At 63.9% G+C, this 18,095-nt stretch carries 19 protein-coding genes; 13 read left to right on the forward strand and 6 right to left on the reverse strand.

From position 1 onward, the window contains the following. Positions 1-26 precede the first annotated feature (26 nt). The 3 genes from hisG to HP556_RS07255 form a co-directional block, all read right to left on the reverse strand. Positions 27-1,004 carry an ATP phosphoribosyltransferase gene (hisG, locus tag HP556_RS07245; protein ID WP_120288553.1) on the reverse strand — a complete coding sequence of 326 codons (978 nt, stop codon included), beginning with the start codon at positions 1,002-1,004 and terminating at the stop codon, positions 27-29. Further along, positions 1,001-2,167, reverse strand: coding sequence for an ATP phosphoribosyltransferase regulatory subunit (locus HP556_RS07250; protein WP_175366452.1), 1,167 nt, complete (start codon positions 2,165-2,167; stop codon positions 1,001-1,003). Before HP556_RS07250 ends, hisG begins: the two co-directional genes overlap by 4 nt. Positions 2,168-2,280: 113 nt before the next feature. Beyond that, positions 2,281-3,045, reverse strand: coding sequence for a 16S rRNA (uracil(1498)-N(3))-methyltransferase (locus HP556_RS07255; RefSeq protein ID WP_175366453.1), 765 nt, complete (start codon positions 3,043-3,045; stop codon positions 2,281-2,283). A 205-nt stretch (positions 3,046-3,250) separates the two neighbouring features. Here HP556_RS07255 and HP556_RS07260 point away from each other — a divergent pair, with 205 nt between their 5' ends. The 7 genes from HP556_RS07260 (at position 3,251) to HP556_RS07290 (ending at position 9,736) form a co-directional block, all read left to right on the forward strand. Beyond that, positions 3,251-3,958, forward strand: coding sequence for a hypothetical protein (locus HP556_RS07260; RefSeq protein ID WP_175366479.1), 708 nt, complete (start codon positions 3,251-3,253; stop codon positions 3,956-3,958). 25 nt (positions 3,959-3,983) lie between these two features. Then, entirely contained in the window at positions 3,984-4,916 is a 933-nt protein-coding gene (gene ubiA, locus HP556_RS07265) for a 4-hydroxybenzoate octaprenyltransferase (RefSeq protein WP_175366454.1), read from the forward strand. Between the two features lie 33 nt (positions 4,917-4,949). Beyond that, positions 4,950-5,888: a LysR substrate-binding domain-containing protein gene (locus HP556_RS07270; RefSeq protein ID WP_175366455.1), complete on the forward strand. Its 939-nt coding sequence runs from the start codon at positions 4,950-4,952 to the stop codon at positions 5,886-5,888. 147 nt (positions 5,889-6,035) lie between these two features. Beyond that, entirely contained in the window at positions 6,036-6,578 is a 543-nt protein-coding gene (locus HP556_RS07275) for a thiamine pyrophosphate-binding protein (RefSeq protein ID WP_089261903.1), read from the forward strand. Next, positions 6,566-7,162 carry a thiamine pyrophosphate-dependent enzyme gene (locus HP556_RS07280; RefSeq protein WP_175366456.1) on the forward strand — a complete coding sequence of 199 codons (597 nt, stop codon included), beginning with the start codon at positions 6,566-6,568 and terminating at the stop codon, positions 7,160-7,162. The genes HP556_RS07275 and HP556_RS07280 overlap by 13 nt, the downstream gene beginning before the upstream one ends. A gap of 115 nt (positions 7,163-7,277) precedes the next feature. Further along, on the forward strand, positions 7,278-8,273 hold the full coding sequence (locus HP556_RS07285) for a Bug family tripartite tricarboxylate transporter substrate binding protein (RefSeq protein WP_175366457.1): 996 nt from the start codon (positions 7,278-7,280) through the stop codon (positions 8,271-8,273). 20 nt (positions 8,274-8,293) lie between these two features. Beyond that, positions 8,294-9,736, forward strand: coding sequence for an FAD-binding oxidoreductase (locus HP556_RS07290; RefSeq protein ID WP_210269109.1), 1,443 nt, complete (start codon positions 8,294-8,296; stop codon positions 9,734-9,736). A gap of 27 nt (positions 9,737-9,763) precedes the next feature. On the opposite strand, the gene HP556_RS07295 is transcribed toward HP556_RS07290, so the two are convergent. After that, a complete protein-coding gene (locus tag HP556_RS07295; RefSeq protein ID WP_175366458.1) occupies positions 9,764-10,288 on the reverse strand; it encodes a DUF6101 family protein in 525 nt (174 codons plus the stop codon). Positions 10,289-10,572: 284 nt separating this feature from the next. On the opposite strand from HP556_RS07295, the gene HP556_RS07300 reads away from it, so the two are divergent. From HP556_RS07300 to lpxK, 6 genes are all read left to right on the forward strand, one after another. Then, entirely contained in the window at positions 10,573-11,973 is a 1,401-nt protein-coding gene (locus HP556_RS07300; protein ID WP_175366459.1) for a metallopeptidase TldD-related protein, read from the forward strand. After that, the gene (locus HP556_RS07305) at positions 11,960-12,769 is read left to right on the forward strand and encodes a 3'(2'),5'-bisphosphate nucleotidase CysQ (protein WP_175366460.1); all 810 of its coding nucleotides are present in this window, start codon (positions 11,960-11,962) and stop codon (positions 12,767-12,769) included. The genes HP556_RS07300 and HP556_RS07305 overlap by 14 nt, the downstream gene beginning before the upstream one ends. A gap of 61 nt (positions 12,770-12,830) precedes the next feature. Then, positions 12,831-13,076 (forward strand): DUF4170 domain-containing protein, encoded by a 246-nt coding sequence (locus tag HP556_RS07310; RefSeq protein ID WP_068733639.1) that lies wholly within the window; start codon positions 12,831-12,833, stop codon positions 13,074-13,076. After that, a complete protein-coding gene (locus HP556_RS07315; protein ID WP_089261893.1) occupies positions 13,073-13,786 on the forward strand; it encodes a lysophospholipid acyltransferase family protein in 714 nt (237 codons plus the stop codon). Before HP556_RS07310 ends, HP556_RS07315 begins: the two co-directional genes overlap by 4 nt. Further along, a complete protein-coding gene (locus HP556_RS07320) occupies positions 13,779-15,083 on the forward strand; it encodes a glycosyltransferase N-terminal domain-containing protein (protein ID WP_175366461.1) in 1,305 nt (434 codons plus the stop codon). Before HP556_RS07315 ends, HP556_RS07320 begins: the two co-directional genes overlap by 8 nt. Further along, positions 15,076-16,086, forward strand: coding sequence for a tetraacyldisaccharide 4'-kinase (lpxK, locus tag HP556_RS07325; RefSeq protein ID WP_175366462.1), 1,011 nt, complete (start codon positions 15,076-15,078; stop codon positions 16,084-16,086). The genes HP556_RS07320 and lpxK overlap by 8 nt, the downstream gene beginning before the upstream one ends. A gap of 49 nt (positions 16,087-16,135) precedes the next feature. Here the strand turns inward: lpxK and HP556_RS07330 are convergent, their stop codons facing one another. Then, entirely contained in the window at positions 16,136-16,363 is a 228-nt protein-coding gene (locus tag HP556_RS07330; protein ID WP_089261889.1) for a DUF2093 domain-containing protein, read from the reverse strand. Positions 16,364-16,484: 121 nt separating this feature from the next. Further along, positions 16,485-18,083 carry an exodeoxyribonuclease VII large subunit gene (xseA, locus tag HP556_RS07335; protein WP_175366463.1) on the reverse strand — a complete coding sequence of 533 codons (1,599 nt, stop codon included), beginning with the start codon at positions 18,081-18,083 and terminating at the stop codon, positions 16,485-16,487. Between the last annotated feature and the right edge of the window lie 12 nt (positions 18,084-18,095).

Here is an 18,095-nt window from a genome sequence, read left to right on the forward strand (position 1 = left end):
AGCAAGGCGAAACGCCGCGCTGCGCGTTACTGCCGCAAGAACGCCTCAAGTTTGGCGAACAGCGGATTCTCGCGATCCATCACATAGTCGAGCGAGGCGACCGAGACGGTATCTGCGCCGTTGGCACGCAGGAAGCTGCTCAGCGCGTAAAGCTGCGCCGGCGGGCAGTGCAGGGTGATCATGCCCGACGAGGTCGGGCCGCCGAACGGCGACACCACGCCGAAACGGTTGTGGGCCTCGGTGAGGAGCGCCTGATTGCAGCCGGCGAAGCGGGTGCGCACTTCCTTGTATTTGCTGGCGCGGGCGCGCGCGGCAATGTGGTCGAGAATGATGCGCGCAGTTTCCAAGGACTGCGCCGACCAATCGGCGGCGCGCGAGGCGACGAGATTGGCCTGGCTGCGCAGGATGACGCCGTCATCGAGCACCTTGAGGCCGTTGGCGACGAGGGTCGCGCCGGTGGTGGTGATGTCGACGATCAGTTCGGCGGTGCCGGTGGCCGGTGCGCCTTCGGTGGCGCCGGCGCTTTCGACGATGCGATAGTCGACCACGCCATGGGACGCGAAGAAGTTGCGCGTCAGGTTGATATACTTCGTGGCGACGCGCATGCGGCGATTGTGCTGCGCGCGGAAGCCGGTGGTGACGTCATCGAGATCGGCCATGGTGCGGACATCGATCCAGGCCTGCGGCACCGCGACCACCACATTGGCGCTGCCGAAGCCGAGGCCTTCGATCAAAGCGACCTTCTTGTCGGCGTCGGGGATGCTCTCGCGCAGCAGATCTTCGCCGGTGATGCCGAGATGCACGGAGCCGCGCGCCAGGTTCGAGGCGATCTCGCTGGCCGAGAGATAGGCGATTTCGACATTGTCGAAGCCGGCAATGGTGCCGCGGTAATCGCGCACGCCGCCCGGCTTCGCCAGCGTCAGACCGGCGCGGGTGAAGAAGGCTTCGGCGTTTTCCTGCAGGCGTCCCTTGGAGGGAACGGCAAGGACGAATGGTGCGGTCATGACGCGCTCCCGGAAACCAGCGCCGAGGACGCGTTGTGAGTGAGGGCTTCGATCCAGATCGAGAAGCCGACCGCAGGGATCGGCGTAGCGGAGCCGAGCTGCGTCAGCAGTCCGTCATACCGGCCGCCGGCGACCAGCGGCTCGGTGCCGTTGCCCTTGCGGTGTAGTTCGAATTCGAAGCCGGTGTAGTAGTCGACGCCGCGGCCGAATGAGGTCGAGAAACGCGTCTTGGTGGTATCGATACCGCGCGCCGCCATGAAGCCGATGCGGCTTTCAAATTCGTCGATGGCGGCCGTGATGTTGAGTTTGGCATCGGAGGCGAGCTTGCGCAGTTGCTGCAGGGCATCGTCGGGATCGCCTGAGATCGCGAGGAAGCGCTTGATCAGTACCAGCGCATCGCGCGGCAGTGCGCCGCCCTTGAGTGTCGATTGTTCGAGGAAGCGATCGGCGATTTCTGCCACCGAACGGCCGCCGACATTTGTCGCTCCGGCGATCGACATCAGGTCGGTGACCAGTGCCAGCGCCGCCTTGCGGTCGGAGCCCGCGAGCGCGGCGAGTACGCCTTCGTATTCGTTGCGGACCGGCGACTCCGCGAGGGTCAGCCGGTCGAGATCGTGGGTCAGGCTGATCTTGCGGTTGAAGTCCTTCATCAGCCGGCGCTTCCACACCGGATAGAGGTCGAGCGCCTCAATCAGCGCCGCGAAAAGTGCGACGTCGCCGGTGCGAATCTCGATATCGCTGAGGCCAAAGGCGGCCGTTGCCTCCAGGCCGAGCGCCAGCATTTCGGCATCGGCGGCGGCGCGATCCTGACGGCCGAAGGATTCGATGCCGGCTTGCTGGAATTCGCTGGGCGTGCCCTGACGATAGCGGAACACCGGGCCGAGATAGCTGAAGCCCGCGGGCTGGCCGGCCTGCGGCGAGGAGAGATAATCGCGCGCCACGGGGATCGTGAGATCCGGCCGCAGGCATAGCTCTTCGCCCGACGCGTCGGTCGTCAGATACAGGCTCTTGCGGATGTCTTCGCCGGACATGTCGAGGAACGGATCGGCCGGCTGCAGGATCGCCGGCTCGGCATGGGCGTAGCCGGCCTCGGCAAACGACAACAGCAGCGCATCCGCCCAGGCGGCGGATCCGGTCGCGCGAGGGGCGGCGGGTTTGGTCATCTCGAAGTCCAGCAATCTCAACAGAGTGGTCGTTGGCGCAGCCCATAGCATGGCGGTTGCGACGTTTCGACCACCATCGCCCGGTGGCCTTAATGTCGGGTCATGGCAGCGGGCTATTTGCCTACTTGGTTACCATTCCAGTCACCAAGGGCAGTCTGCACGAGCGCCAGCGCAGCCACCGCCGCCGTATCGGCGCGCATGATCCGGGGTCCCAGCGCCAGCCGGAGAATATTGGCCTGTTTCAGCAGAAGAGCCCGCTCTTCCTCGGCAAAACCGCCTTCTGGGCCGATGAGGACGTCGATTCCGTTCGCTGCGGCCTCCCGGGCACCGGTCAGCGCCGCCACGGGATCGGCCACTTCGGCGGCTTCGTCGCAGAAGATCAGCAGCCGCTTGGCGTCTCGCTGGTCGAGATATTTGGGCAGGTTCAGCGGCTCGGCGACGCTGGCCACGCTCAGAATTCCGCATTGTTCGGCCGCCTCGACCGCATTGGCGCGCATCCGCTCAGTATTCACCCGACTGGCCTGGGTAAAGCGCGTCATGACAGGCTGCAGTGCCGCCGCGCCCATTTCGATGGCCTTCTGGACCATGTAATCGAGCCGTGCATGTTTCAGTGGGGCGAATACATAGGTCACGTCGGGCAGGGTATCCTGTGGCCGGACCTGGGTCAGCAGGGTCAGGCGGTCTGCCCGCTTGCCGCCGGAAATGGCGGCCTGCCATTCGCCGTCTTTGCCGTTGAACACCAGCACCGAGGCGCCGGAGCCCAGCCGCAGCACATTGCCGAGGTAATTGCTCTGGTTGCGATCGAGCGAAATGGTTGCGTCGGCTGCAAAAGGCGCATCGACAAAGAGGCGGGGGCTGCGGAAATCGGCTTGCGGCATCGTTCATGTTCCATTCAGAGGGCGAGCTTTAGCCCAACTGCGACGAATTATCATGCGAGAACGCGGCTTTGCGCCGTGCTGCCGCCCGAATCCGCGTGCTCTTGGTGGGTTGTTAAGGCTTGGCAGGAATCGTAGAAAGTCCTGAATCAGGATGGGCTTCGCCCCCGATCAATCGGGGCACTGAGCTGCCGGAGGAATATCTGTGATCATCCGTCGTTTGATTGTGCCGCTGTCCATGGCCGTGTTCGCCATGCAGGCTATCGAAGTTTATGCCCAAGGCGCGTTTCCCGCGCCGCTGCCGGGCAACAGCTCGGCTGCGCCTGCGAGTTCGTCGCCATTCCCGCCGGTGAACGGTGCGCCTGCCAGCGCGTCGCCATTTCCGCCGGTCAATGGTGCAGCGGCTGCGCCCAGCGCGTTTCCCTCCAACGGCGCTGCGCCGATTGGTGGTGGCGGCTTCGGCGCTCCTCCGCAGCAGCAGGCGGGCCCGCCCGGCGGCGAAGATTGCATGAAGGGCTTTCTGCCCCTGCGCCAGGACGCCGAAAAGAAGGGCGCTGCCATCAAGGCTGCGAGCGAGCGTCGCGCGCCGCCGGACGAGGCCTGCAAGCTGATCACCTCTTTCTCGCAGACCGAAGTCAAGATGATCAAATACATCGAGGCGAATGCGCAGAAGTGCGGCATCCCGCCCAATGTCGGCGAACAGATGAAGACCGGCCACAAGAACACCGAAGGCATGCGGCAGAAGGTCTGCAGCGTCGCGCAGCAGCAACGGGGTGGCGGTGGTGGCGGCCCGGTGGCAGCGCCGCGTCTCAGCGACGTGCTGGGCTCCTCGGCATCGCTGCCGGAAGCGAACAATGCGCGCAAGAGCGGCGGCACCACCTTCGATACGCTGAACGGCAACGTGCTCACCCGATGATCGGGTGGCAGATCATTCTGTTCCAATGAGCGACGCGGCCGCCCGCGTTGCGGATGCGACCGGCAACTGGGTCGATCGCTCGGCGCCGTTGTGGTCGCGGCCCTATCTGCGGCTGTCGCGCTTCGACCGTCCGATCGGCTCATGGTTGCTGCTGATGCCGTGCTGGTGGTCGGCGGCGCTCGCCTCCGGCATGGCGCATGATATCCATCAATTGCCCAAGATGATCGCGCTGTTCTTTATCGGCGCCTTTGTCATGCGCGGCGCCGGCTGCACCTGGAACGACATCACCGACAGGGATCTCGACGCCAAGGTGGAGCGCACACGCTCGCGGCCGATTCCGGCCGGGCAGGTCACGGCGAAACAGGCTTTTGCATTTCTGGTGCTGCAGGCCCTCATCGGTCTTGTGGTGCTGCTTCAGTTTAACACTTTCGCCATTGCCACCGGCATCGCCTCGCTTGGCATCGTTGCCGCCTATCCCTTCATGAAGCGCATCACCTACTGGCCACAGAGCGTGCTGGGCCTCGCCTTCTCATGGGGCGCGCTGATGGGCTTTGCTGTCGTGTTCGGTCGCATCGATGCAACAGCGCTTGCTTTGTACGCGGGTTCGATCTGCTGGGTGATCGCCTATGACACGCTTTACGCTCATCAGGACACCGAGGACGACGCGCTGATCGGCGTGAAGTCCACCGCGCTGCTGTTTGGGGAACGCACGCAGGCCGCGCTGACGCTGTTCTACGGGCTTGCCGTGGTGCTGATCGGCGCGGCGCTAGCGCTGGCTGGCGCGCGCTGGCCGGCATGGCTCGGCCTCGCGGCATTCGCCTTGCATCTGGTCTGGCAGGTCGCACGCACCGATATCAGCGACTCCGCACTATGCCTGCGGCTGTTCAAGTCCAACCGCGACGCGGGGCTGCTGCTGTTTGCAGGATTGCTCGTGGATGCCATCATGCGGGCGGCGTAATCGCGCCTTCCTAAGCACTGGTGGACCACAGAGATGGACGTCGCGCAGCTCAAGACACTCATCCACGTGGCCGAACTGGGAAGCCTGAGCAAGGCCGCCGATCGCCTTCGCATCGCGCAGCCGGCCTTGAGCCGGCAGATCAGATTGCTTGAAAAGGAACTTGGCGCCGCGCTGTTCGAGCGGCACGGGCGCGGCATGGTCATCACGGAGATCGGCCGCGAAGTTCTCAACCACGCCACCCGCGTGATGACCGAGCTTGACGCTATTCGCAATGTCACATCCGAAGAGAGCGCGTCGTTCAAGGGGCTCGTCTCCATCGGCACGACGCCGACCGTGGCCGAGATCGTCACCGTTCCCCTGGTCAAGAAGATCAAGGAGGTGCATCCGCAGCTCTCGATCCGGCTGTCATCGGCTTTCACCGGGCATCTGCTTGACTGGCTGCAGCGCGGCGAGCTCGAACTCGCCGTGTCCTACGATCCGCAGCCGCTGCGTTCACTGCGCATCGTGCCGGTGATGATGGAGAACCTGCTGTTCGTCAGCGCGGGCAGCAAGGGATTGCGGATGGACCGTCCCGTTCCGTTCGCGGCGCTGGCCCATGAAGAACTGGTTCTGCCGAGCCTGCGCCATGGCTTGCGCGGGATCATGGAAGAATGCGCGCGGCAGGCTGGCATTCAATTGCGTGGCAGTGTCGAAGCAGACTCCTTCGGCGCGATGATCGATCTGGTGCGCAACGGTGTTGGCTCCACTGCTTTGCCGCTCGCGCCGATCCATGCGCTGGTCGAGAGCGGCGTGCTCTGTGCGGCGCCGCTGGTCGATCCCACGCCGGCGCGCAAATTGGTGCTGGCCTATCCGGCAGACCGCTCGGTCAGCGCGGCGGCGCGCTTTGTCGGCGATACATTCACGGAGATCGCGGCCGATCTCGTCGCCCGGAATATTTGGGTCGGCCACATGATCGATCCCGAGAAAACGTAGCTGCGTCGCACCATTCGCACGCTGTCGAGTGCTGCAACGCCAGAGATCAAATCTCGGTATATCTCTTCGAGCAAATCGGTATGCGTCGGGCCGTCTGCTTTGGGCTAAGCGTGAGTCAGCGCTATGCTGCAAGCAACGGAGACTGGAATGTCAGATGCAGGGCCCACGCCCGGTTCACAGGTGGATTGGCGGCACGATGTGTTCCGCATCCTGAAGGAGGCCGACGTCAAGCACATCGTCTATGTGCCCGATGCCGGCCATTCCACGGCGATCCGTCTCGCCGACGAGGACAATGCGATCAATTCAGTGGTGCTGACGACCGAGGAAGAAGGCATCGGCTATCTCGCGGGTGCCTGGCTCGGCGGCGAGCGCGGTGCGCTGTTGATGCAGTCTAGCGGCGTCGGAAATTGTATCAACACGCTGGCTCTGCAGGCCTGCACGCGCTTTCCTCTGCTGATGGTCGTGACCATGCGCGGCGACTGGGCGGAGTTCAATGCGTGGCAGAACCCGATGGGGCAGGCGACGGAGAAGGCGCTCAACCTGATGGGCGTGCTGACCTGGCGCGCCGATGAGCCGCAGGATGTAGCACCGCTGTTGCATGGTGCCGCGTCGATGGCATTCAATGGCGATGCAGCCTGTGCATTGCTCCTGGGGCAGCGTTTGATCGGAGAGAAGCAGTGGGTCAAGTAAACGAAACTGGCGCGCTCGATCGCCGCGAGGTCGTGCAGAAGCTGCTGGCCGGCCGCAAGGATCTGCTCGTGGTCACCGGCCTCGGCTCACCGTCTTATGACGTGATGGCTGCCGGCGACCACGATAACAACTACTATCTCTGGGCGGCGATGGGCAGCGCCGCCATGGTCGGGCTTGGGTTGGCGGCGGCGAAGCCCGACCATTCGGTGCTGGTCATCACCGGCGATGGCGAGATGCTGATGGGCATGGGCGGGCTTGCCACCATTGCCACGCGCAAACCTGCCAATCTCACCATCGCCATCCTCGACAACGGGCATTTCGGCGAGACCGGCATGCAGGTCAGCCACGCCGGGCTCGGCGTCAATCTCGATCGCGTGGCGCAGGCCTGCGGTTTCGGTTGGACGCGTGAGATCCGCGACATGGCTGGAGTCGATGATCTGCGCGGTCGGCTGTCGTCGCGCGACGGCGTCAAGCTCGCGACCATCAAGGTGAAAGCGGAAAACCCGCCGCGCGTGCTGCCGCCGCGCGACGGCGTCTATGTGAAAAACCGATTCCGCGCAGCGCTCGGACACGCGCCGCTCTGAACCAACGGAAGGGCGCCCATCGAAGTAGATGCGGCGCCCTTCTGACGATCGCTGGAAGACCCAATGCTGGAAAACCAGTGTGGGAAACAAAAACATCATCAAGGGTAGGGAAACAATGGCGAGCAAGATCACGCGCCGCACGTTCTGCCGCTCGGCAGCCGTTACGGCGTCCAGCATGATGATTCCAGGTACCAGTGTCTGGGCGCAGGCAGACCTGCCGAAAAGCCCGATTACGCTGGTCGTGCCTTTCGCAGCTGGCGGGGCCACCGACATCGTCAGTCGGCATGTCGCCAAGAAGGTCTCCGATCAGATAGGGCAAACGATCCTCATTGAAAATGTCGGCGGCGCTGGCGGTGTGGTCGGTGCCACGCGGGTCGCGCGCGCGAAGCCCGACGGGCTGACGCTGCTGATGGGCACGATCTCTACCCACACCATCAATCCGCTGATGGCGAAGGTGCCGCCTTACGATCCCGTCAAGGATTTCACGGCGATCTCGATGCTGGTCACGGTGCCCAATGTGCTGATGGTGTCCAAGCAGGTGCAAGCGACCACCGTGAAGGAACTCATCGCGCTGCTCAAGGCCGACCCGAGCAAATATAGTTACGGGTCGTCCGGCGTGGGAACGCCACCAAATCTGTCCGGCGAGTTGTTCAAGGTGCAGGCCGGCGTGAAGATGGAGCACGTGCCCTATCGCGGCGGCGCGCCGGCGATGAACGACCTGATGGGCGGACAGATCCCGGTTCTGTTCGACGTGCTCAGCGGCGCGGCGCCGTTCATCAAGGCGGGCTCGATCCGCACGCTGGCCGTTACGACCAAGAAGCGGTCGCCGTCCTTCCCTGATATCCCGACCGTTGCCGAGTCCGGCCTGCCTGATTACGAGACCTACACCTGGAACGCGGTGTTCGGCCCGCCGGGCATGGCGCCGGCGCTTGCAGAGCGGTTGAGCGCGGAGTTCCGCAAGGCCGTCGCCGATCCGGACGTGGCGAAGCAGCTGCGCGAGCTGAGCGGAGATCCGGTGGGCTCGACCGGCGCCGAGCTCGAGGCGCAGGTCAAGGCCGAGGGCGTGAAGTGGGGGCCGATCATCCAGGCCGCCGGTCTGAAGGCTGAGTAGCTCTGCGGAAGGATAGCGTGTTGACGTCTCTGAAAGCCGATCCTGCTGCATTTCTTGCTGCCGTGGCCGCAGTTATTGGCGGCAAATATGTGCGTACTGGTGCGGATGCCGATTCCTATCAGCAAGACTGGCGCGCCCGTTATCGCGGGGCTGCTGTCGCTGTAGCCCTGCCGGGAAGTACGGAGGAAGTTGCGGCGCTGATGGGCGTCTGCCGCAGCTTCGGTGTGGCGGTCGTGCCGCAAGCCGGCAATACCGGGCTCACCGGCGGAGCGATCGCACCGGATGAATTGGACTGCCTGATCGTCAATGTCTCGCGGCTCAACCGCGTGCGTAATATCGATCCGCTCAACAATGCGGTGACGCTGGAAGCCGGCTGCATTCTGACGGATGTGCGTGCACTGGCAGACCAGCATGACCGCCAGTTTCCCGTATTGCTCGGCAGCGTCGGCAGTTGCGAGATCGGCGGACTGATCTCCACCAATGCCGGCGGCACCGGTGTGCTGCGTTACGGCAATATGCGCGAACAGGTGCTCGGGCTGGAAGTGGTGCTGGCGGATGGTCGGATCTGGAATGGCCTCAGGGCGCTGCGCAAGGACAATACCGGCTACGACCTGAAACAGCTGTTCGTCGGCGCGGAGGGGACGCTCGGCATCGTCACCGCCGCCGTGCTGAAACTGTATCCGAAGCTCATGGTGTCAGCGACGGCAATGGTGTCGATGGACGAGGTCGGCCAGGCGATTGCGCTATTGCAGTATCTGCAGCGCACGACCGGCGGCCGTGTCGAGGCGTTCGAGCTGATGTCGCAGAGCCAATTGCAGATCGTGCTGCGCCATGGCTCCGGGAGCGGCAGTCCGATGACGGATGAAGCACCGTGGTATGTGCTGCTCGAACTGGCCGACAGCGCCGCGGACTGGAATGCCGTGGAAAGCCTCGAGACCGCACTGGCAGCAGCGATGGAGGACGGGCTCATCGGTGATGCGGTGATCGCAACCGATCAGGCCAAGGCCGAGCGGATCTGGAACCTGCGTCACACGATTTCTGAATCCAACAAGCGCGAGGGTTTTACGGTGTCGAACGATACGTCGGTGCCGATCTCGGCGCTGCCGGAATTCATCGACCGCGTCACGCGTCGGCTGCAGCGCGAACTGCCCAATGCGCAGGTCGCGCATTGCGGGCATGTCGGCGATGGCAATGTGCATGTGATCGTCGTGTTTCCCTACGACATCGGCGATGCGCCGGTGCGCGAGGCTGCGGCGCACGAGGCCAACACCATTGTGCATCAGGAAAGCGTCGCTTGTGGCGGCAGTATCAGCGCCGAGCACGGCATCGGCCGCATGCATATCGACCGGCTTCCGCTCTACACGTCGGAAGTCGAGCTCGATCTGATGCGGCGCGTGAAACTCGCACTCGATCCCGACCGGATGATGAATCCGGTCAAGGTGTTGCGACTGCCGGGAGAGTAGGACGGCAGGAGGCTCCTGCCTGTCTTCTTAGTGTCGCGCGATGATCTCGCGTTCACCCTTGTAGCTGCCGGCTTCGCCGAGCAAAGCGCCCGGACGACGACGCACCAGGAATTTCGGGCGACGTTCGCGAATCGCATTGCGGCGACGGCGGCGCTGAGACGGTTCGTAAGTCTTCTCTTCCGGCAATTGCGGAAGCGCGAAGATCTCGCTCCACATCTGCCAGGCCATGTCGATTTCTTCGCGATCCGAACTGACCAGCAATGGAATCGACAGTGAAGGATCGCGATGCGCGAGCATCAGCATCTTGCCGTCGTCGAGACCGCGCAAGGTGACGCCGAGAAAATCGCTGACGCGCACATTGATCGCCATACGCATGCCGCTGACGGCACGATGCAGGACGACGCGGGTGCGATGCAGTTCGATATGGCGGATCGCTCCGTCGGCGCGGGTATCATGCGCCTCGAAACGAACCGGAAGTGAATGGGGATCGAGCCGCAATGCGCTGCCCGATCCCGGGGCATGGGCCCCACCTGTCGCTGTTTGATGCCTCACGGCTTTTTATCTCCCCGCCGGAATTATGTTCCCGGTCGATGGGGAGACCTTGCCAGAGCCGGTTCGGAATCGGCTTAAAAAGGCTGGTTAATCGAATCCGACTGCCCTTCATGATTGACAGAAGCTTGGCAGGCATGATTGACGAACCGTTGCGAGAGCCCTGAAATTCTTTCCTTTTCGGCGCGGCAAATGCTTGAAGTCCCTGCGAAATAAGCACATCTCTAACAGCGGCCATCGCCGCTTCGGACCTGTTGAAATCGTCTCTCAATGTTGGGATTTTGTTCGTGAACTCTTCACCAAACGCGTCGTCGTCTGTCTCCACGAAATCCGACAATTCCGATCTGCTCGATCAGTCCGTACTCTCCACGCTGGCGCAGCGTCTCGTCGAGGCTGCCAGGAAGGCCGGTGCGGATGCCGCGGATGCGGTCGCGGTGCGCGGCGTGTCGCATGGCGTCGAAGTGCGTGATGGGAAGGTCGAAGCCTCCGAGCGTTCGGAAGGCGACGATATGGGATTGCGCGTGTTCGTCGGTCGCCGTCAGGCGGTGATCTCCACCAATGACATGTCCGGCGATAATGTCGCGCAACTGGCCGAACGTGCTGTCGCGATGGCGCGCGTCGCACCTGATGATCAATATGTCGGCCTTGCGGACCCAGTGCTGCTTGCGCGCGACTTTGCCAATCTCGATCTGCTCGATCCCGTCGTGCCATCGGTCACAGAGCTCGAACGCCGCGCAGTGGAAGCCGAAGCGGCGGCGCTCGCGGTGAAGGGCGTGACCAAGTCCGGCGGCGCATCGGCCTCGACCGGCATCGGCGGCATGGTGCTCGTCACCTCGACCGGTTTCCACGGCTCCTATCTGCGATCGAGCCAGGGCGTGTCCATGACCGCGATCGTCGGCGACGGCACCAAGATGGAGCGCGACTACGCCTTCACCTCCGCGCTGCATGCATCCGATCTGGACTCGCCGGCCAGCGTCGGCAAGCTCGCGGGCGAGCGCACGGTGGCGCGGGCCAATCCGCGCAAGGTGCCGACCTGCAAGGTGCCGGTGGTGTACGACCCGCGCGTCTCGAACTCGCTGGTCGGTCATGTCATCGGTGCCGCCAATGGCGCGTCCGTCGCGCGCAAGACCACGTTCCTCAAGGACAGCCTCGGCAAGCAGCTGTTCAGCAGCAATATCCGCATCATCGACGATCCCCTGCGCGTGCGCGGCCTGCGTTCGCAGTCCTTCGATGCCGAAGGCGTTGCGACGAAGCAGCAGGCCATCATTGATGGCGGCGTGCTCACGACCTGGCTGCTGGATTGCGCGACAGCGCGCGAACTCGGCATGACCACGACCGGCCACGCGCATCGCGGCGTGTCGTCGTCGCCATCGCCCGGCGCCTATAACCTGCATATGGAAGCGGGCGACGTGAGCCCCGAAGACCTGATCGCTGATATCAAGGAAGGCTTTTACGTCACCGATCTGATCGGCTCGGGCGTCAATGGCGTGACCGGCGACTACAGCCGCGGCGCCGGCGGATTCTGGATCGAGAACGGCAAGCTGACCTACGCCGTCAGCGAGATCACCATCGCGGGTCATCTGTTCGAGATATTCAAGTCGATGACCCCCGCGAACGACCTCACTTTCAAATACGGCGTCAACGCGCCGACCGTGCGCGTCGAGGGACTGACGATTGCCGGACGCTGATCTCGACACCGACAAACGGCTCGCGCACGATGTTGCCCTGATGGCGGACACGGTGCGGGCGGCCGGCGAGCTCGGCCTCGCAATGTTCGGTACAGAACTCAGGAAATGGACCAAGGGCGAATCCTCCCCCGTCTCCGAAGCGGATATCGCCGTCAACGATCTGATCGAGAAGCGGCTTCGTGCGGCGACGCCTGACTATGGCTGGCTCTCGGAGGAGAGCGCCGATGACGAATCCCGCCTCGGCAAGCGCCTGACCTGGATCATCGACCCGATTGACGGCACCCGCAGCTATCTCGCCGGTCGCGAGGACTGGTGTGTCTGTGTCGCGCTGGTCGAGGACGCACGGCCGGTGATGGCCGCGGTATTTGCGCCATCCACAGATGAATTTTTTCTGGCGATCCGTGGGCAGGGCACCACCTGCAACGGCGTTCCGGTTCGGGCCACGACCGGTTCCGCAATGGACTTTTCACGCGTGGCGGGCCCGAAACCTCTGGTCGAGCGGATGGTCCATCCCCGGCAGGACATCACACTTTATCCGCGAATCGGCTCGCTGGCGCTGCGGCTGTGCTGGATCGCCAATGGCCGGCTGGATGCGGCCTTTGCCGGGGGGCAGAGCCGGGACTGGGATCTGGCCGCCGCAGATTTGATCGTGCACGAAGCGAATGGTAGGATGACCGAGCTTTCGGGCGATCCCATCCTCTATAATCGCCGGGAAGTCACGCACGGGTTGCTGGTGGCAGCGGGGGCCGATCGCCATGCTTACATCGTCGAGCAATTCCAGAACCGCCGGGTTTAACCGGCTGCACCACTATCTTTGACTTATCGGATCGCAGCCGGTCGCTGCAGGAACAGGATTCATGTCGGACACACCACAGCAACTGCTTCATCTGGTCATCGGGGGCGAGCTGACCAACCTGAAAGAGACGACGTTCAAGGATCTCAGCCAGGTTGAAGTCGTCGGCGTCTATCCGAATTACGCGACGGCATTTGTCGCCTGGAAGGCCAAGGCGCAGCAGACCGTCGACAACGCCCATATGCGCTACTTCATCGTCCATCTCCATCGGCTGCTCGATCCGGGTCAAGACGCGAAGCCGACCGCTTGAAACGACTGCTCCGAAACACGCTGCGCAGCAGCTGGGTTCAGCGCGCCGCGGGGTTTCTCGCGGCCGAATTTTTGCGTCTGGTCTGGAAGACCAACACCTTCACCTTCGATCCCGTCGATGTCTATGACATCGTCGAGCCGCAGATGCCGGTCATCTTGGCGTTCTGGCATGGCCAGCACTTCATGACGCCGTTCATCCGGCAGAAGGACTATCGCGGCGCGGTGCTGATCTCGAAGCATCGCGACGGCGAGTTCAATGCGCTGGCTGCCGAGCGCCTTGGCATCGCCACCGTTCGCGGCTCCGGCGATCATGGCGGCGCGTTTCACCGCAAGGGCGGCGTCGGTGCGTTCAAGGAGATGGTGCGGGTGTTGGAGCGCGGTATCAATATGGCGCTGACCGCCGACGTGCCGAAGCGCTCGCGTGTCGCCGGCATGGGCATCATCATGCTGGCGCGCGAAAGCGGCCGGCCGATCATGCCGTTTGCCATGGCCACCAGCCGCTACGTGCAGCTCAACAACTGGGACCGCACCACGATCAATCTGCCTTTCGGTCGCGGCGTACTGGTCGGCGGCGAGCCGCTGAGCGTTCCTGCCGATGCCGACGCTGCCACGATGGAGGCGCTGCGCCTGCAGCTCGAAGCCACGCTGAACGAGGCCACGCAGCGTGCCTATGACGCGGTAGGTCGGCCGGAAGGCGCGCGTCGTGCCTAACGCGCTGCCGATCACGCTGCGCGTCTATCGCAGATTGTCGGCGGCGCTGACGCCGCTTGCGCCGGTCCTGATCAGGCAACGGTTGAAGAACAACAAGGAAGATCCCGCGCGCCTCGACGAGCGCCGTGGCATCTCGCAGATCGAGCGCCCCGCCGGGCCGCTGGTCTGGATTCACGGCGCCAGCGTCGGCGAAGTGCTGGCGGCGGCAGCGCTGATCGAGCGGCTGCGCGCGCTGGGCATGCGCATCCTGCTGACGTCGGGCACGGTCACCTCGGCCGAAATCATCGCCAAGCGATTCCCGACCGATATCATCCATCAATACATCCCCTATGATTCACCGCGCTTCGTGGCGCGCTTCCTCGATCACTGGAAGCCGAGTCTGGCACTGTTTATCGAGAGCGATCTCTGGCCGAACCTGATCATCTCCGCCGCCAAACGCCGTCTGCCGATGGTGCTGATCAATGCACGCATGTCGCAGCGCTCGTTTCCACGCTGGCAGAAATTTTCGGCGACCATCGGCGCCTTGCTCGGCCGTTTCGAGATCTGCCTGGCGCAGTCCGAAACTGACGCCGAGCGCTTCAGCGCATTGGGGTCGCGCAGCGTCGTCGTGACGGGCAATCTGAAGCTCGACGTGCAGGCGCCGCCCGGTGACGCCGTGAAGCTGGACAAGCTCATGGCGGTGACGCGCGGTCGCCCCATCATCGTCGCATCCTCGACGCATCCCGGTGAAGAGGAGATCATCCTCGAGACCCACAAGACGCTGACCAGCTTCTTCCCGAAATTGCTGACGGTCATCGTGCCGCGCCACGCCCATCGCGGGGCGGATATCGCGCAGATGATCACGGTGGCAGGTGCGCAGGTTGCCTTGCGCTCGCGCGAGGAGTTGCCGCATGCAGGCACTGATATCTATGTCGCCGACACCATGGGCGAGCTCGGCCTGTTCTATCGTCTGTCACCGGTAGTGTTCATCGGCGGCTCGCTGGTGCCGCATGGTGGGCAGAATCCGATTGAAGCCGTGAAGCTCGGTGCGTCCGTGGTGCATGGTCCGCACGTCTTCAATTTCACCGACGTCTATGAGGCGCTGGATGGCGCCGGCGGTGCAAAGCTTGCCGACTCCTCCGAGCAATTGGTGAAACAGCTCGGCCAGATGCTCGGCAACGAGGCAGCGCGCGATGCTGCGATCGAGTCTGGGCGTCGCGTGGTTGAACGGCTTGGCGGTGCGCTCGATCGCACCCTGCATGCGCTGGAGCCTTATCTGATGCAGCTCCGGCTCGAAGCGGGAGCGCAGGATGCGTGAGCCGGCGTTCTGGCGGCCGCCATCGACATGGTTGTCGCGTCTGCTGATGCCGCTTGGCGCCATCTATGGCGAAGTCGCAGGTAGCCGCATGGCGCGCAAGGGTGTTGACGTCGGCATTCCCGTTCTCTGCGTCGGCAATTATCACGTCGGCGGTGCCGGCAAGACACCGACGACCTTGGCGCTGGTGCAGGTGCTGCGCGATCTCGGCGAGACGCCGGTGGTGCTCAGCCGCGGCTATGGCGGCAGACTGCGCGGCCCGGTGAAAGTCGATCCGTCGAGGCATGTGGCGGCAGATGTCGGCGACGAACCGTTGATGATGGCACGACAGGTACCGGTGGTGATCTCAGGGGATCGCGTCGCAGGCGCCGCGCTGGCGCGCTCGACCGGCGCCAGCGTGATCGTGATGGATGACGGCTTCCAGAATCCGGCCATCGCGAAGGATGCGTCGTTCATTGTGATCGACAGCAATCGCGGTCTCGGCAACGGCCGTGTGCTGCCCGCGGGACCTTTGCGCGCGCCGCTCGATCTGCAGATCGCACGCACGGATGCGCTCGTCGTGATTGGCGACGGTGTTGCAGCGACGGGCGTGGCGGCGCTGGTCGCGGGCCGGGGCGGTCCGGTGTTGACGGCGCGCGTTGTGCCGGATGAGGCGTCAGTGGCAGCCTTGCGCGGCAAGCGCGTGCTGGCCTTTGCGGGAATCGGCGATCCTCAACGCTTCTTCCGGACGTTGCGTCATGCAGGTGTGGACGTGGCTGTGGAGAAGGCCTTCGCCGATCACCACCCGTATGCGCCCGCTGAGATCGACGCGCTGACTCTGCAAGCGAAGCGTGATGGGCTAGTGCTGGTGACGACAGAGAAGGACATCGTCAAGCTCAGCAGCATGCCGGCCGCGGCGGAGATCGTACCATTTGCCGTCACGCTGGCCTTCGAGGATAAGGCGGCGCTGCAGGCTTTCGTGATCGAGAAGCTCAATCAGGCAAGAGTGAAGACGCTCAGAACGTAAGGTGGGCAAAGCGAAGCGTACTCACCCTACGGAATGACTGATACGAGCTTTACTTCTGACCCTTCACAGCGTCCGGATAATGCCGCGCCAGCACGGCATTCGGTACGGCATAGGCTTCCTGCCGATCGACGCTCCAGTATTTTAACTCGTCCAGCGGAATGCGCTCGCCTGTGATGGCGCAAGTCACATAGGTGCCGGGCGACACCACGCGGAAATCGCCGTCGAGATATTGCAACTGGGCTTCGCCGTGGCCCGAGGGGCCAAATTTGTTCAGCACGGCTGGTCTCCTGGATCGTCACTAAGTCGTCTTGCCGGATCGGTCACCGGCCCTGAATGTCGTCATCTCGTAGCATAAATAGGGCCGCGGCGTCGCCCAATAAAGGCGGCCCGCGCAACCTCTAGAACAGGCTGCCCTGATCGATTTTCGTCGCCTTTTTCGGCGCGGCCGGCGACGCAGGCTTTGCTTCACGCGCAGGTGCCGTGCGGTCGCCATCGGCGGTCACATCCACACGGCCATCGGCGAATTCGATGCTCAGGCGCGCGCCCGCTCCGACATTGGCGGCGGCATGCAGTGCCGCGCCTTGCTCGTCGCGCACCAGCGCAAAGCCGCGGGCCAGCACGCTGCGATAGGAGAGGGCACCGAGCAACTGGCTCGACGCCTGTACGCGCGCCTGCTGGCGCTGCACCAGTGTCGTCAATGCACGACGCGCGCGCTCAGTGAGGCGCAGAGCGCGCTCCCGATCGCGGGTGATGGCATTGCGCTGCGCCTGCGCATTGGCGAGCTTGGAGGCCTTCAATCGTGCTTCAAGGCCAGTGAAGCGATCGCGGCGCTGCCGAAGCAGGGCACGCGCGGAGAGGCTCAAGCGTTCACCCGATACCGTCAGTCGCTGCGTGGCGTGGGCGATCTGTGCGCGCAGCACGCGCAGCGTCAGCCCGGCGCTGGCCTGCGCGAAGCGGCGATGATGCGCGTGTGTATTTGCTTTCAGAGCGCGCGGCAGCGATGCGGTTGCGCCATCGAGACGCTGGCGCGGAATCGCGAGCAATTCGCTGAGATCCGGCAGGGCACGCGCCGCGGCGCGTAGTTCGTTGCGGCGGGATTCCTGCCCGCGCTGCCAGCACAGCATCATGCGGCGCTCGAAGCCGGATATCTCCACCATCAGTTCGGCGCGCACGGGCACAGCCATTTCGGCAGCGGCTGTCGGCGTCGGCGCGCGCTTGTCGGCGGCGAAATCGATCAGCGTGATATCGGTCTCGTGGCCCACGGCAGAGATCAGCGGGATCATGCTCTCGGCGGCGGCACGCACCACGATTTCTTCGTTGAACGACCACAGGTCTTCCAGCGAGCCGCCGCCGCGCGCGACGATCAACAGATCCGGCCGTGGAATGGCGCCGCCTTCGGGCAGCGCATTGAAGCCATGGATCGCGGCCGCGACCTGCTCGGCCGAACCTTCGCCCTGAACCTTGACGGGCCAGACCAGCACGCGGCGCGGGAAGCGGTCTTCCAGCCGGTGCAGGATGTCGCGGATGACAGCGCCGGTCGGCGACGTCACCACGCCGATCACCTCCGGCAGCCATGGCAGCAGCTGCTTGCGCGCTTCGTCGAACAGGCCCTCGGCGCCAAGCTTGCGCTTGCGTTCTTCCATCAGCGCCATCAGCGCGCCGACGCCGGCGGGCTCGATGGCCTCGATGACGATCTGGTATTTCGACGAGCCTGGATAGGTGGTCAGCTTGCCGGTGGCGATGACCTCAAGGCCTTCCTGCGGCTTGAACCGCATCCGGCCATGGACGCCCTTCCAGATCACCGCCTCGATCTTGGCGCTCTCGTCCTTGAGCGAGAAATAGCAGTGGCCGGAGGAATGCGGCCCGCGAAAGCCTGAGATTTCGCCGCGCACCCGCACGTTCCCGTAAGTGTCTTCCACCGTCCGTTTCAGGGCTGAGGACAGCTCGGAGACGGTGAATTCGGGGGAATTGGTGAGCGGGGCGGCGGCTTTGGACATCGAATCTCGGCT

This window comes from Tardiphaga robiniae, from assembly GCF_013359755.1.
Lineage (GTDB): Bacteria > Pseudomonadota > Alphaproteobacteria > Rhizobiales > Xanthobacteraceae > Tardiphaga > Tardiphaga robiniae.

Bases quoted from the DNA above. Each gene is read 5' to 3' on its own strand.
- hisG (WP_120288553.1), bottom strand. From the start codon at position 1,004: ATGACCGCACCATTCGTCCTTGCCGTTCCCTCCAAGGGACGCCTGCAG.
- HP556_RS07250 (WP_175366452.1), bottom strand. From the start codon at position 2,167: ATGACCAAACCCGCCGCCCCTCGCGCGACCGGATCCGCCGCCTGGGCG.
- HP556_RS07255 (WP_175366453.1), bottom strand. From the start codon at position 3,045: ATGCCGCAAGCCGATTTCCGCAGCCCCCGCCTCTTTGTCGATGCGCCT.
- ubiA (WP_175366454.1), top strand. From the start codon at position 3,984: ATGAGCGACGCGGCCGCCCGCGTTGCGGATGCGACCGGCAACTGGGTC.
- HP556_RS07270 (WP_175366455.1), top strand. From the start codon at position 4,950: ATGGACGTCGCGCAGCTCAAGACACTCATCCACGTGGCCGAACTGGGA.
- HP556_RS07275 (WP_089261903.1), top strand. From the start codon at position 6,036: ATGTCAGATGCAGGGCCCACGCCCGGTTCACAGGTGGATTGGCGGCAC.
- HP556_RS07285 (WP_175366457.1), top strand. From the start codon at position 7,278: ATGGCGAGCAAGATCACGCGCCGCACGTTCTGCCGCTCGGCAGCCGTT.
- HP556_RS07310 (WP_068733639.1), top strand. From the start codon at position 12,831: ATGTCGGACACACCACAGCAACTGCTTCATCTGGTCATCGGGGGCGAG.
- lpxK (WP_175366462.1), top strand. From the start codon at position 15,076: ATGCGTGAGCCGGCGTTCTGGCGGCCGCCATCGACATGGTTGTCGCGT.
- xseA (WP_175366463.1), bottom strand. From the start codon at position 18,083: ATGTCCAAAGCCGCCGCCCCGCTCACCAATTCCCCCGAATTCACCGTC.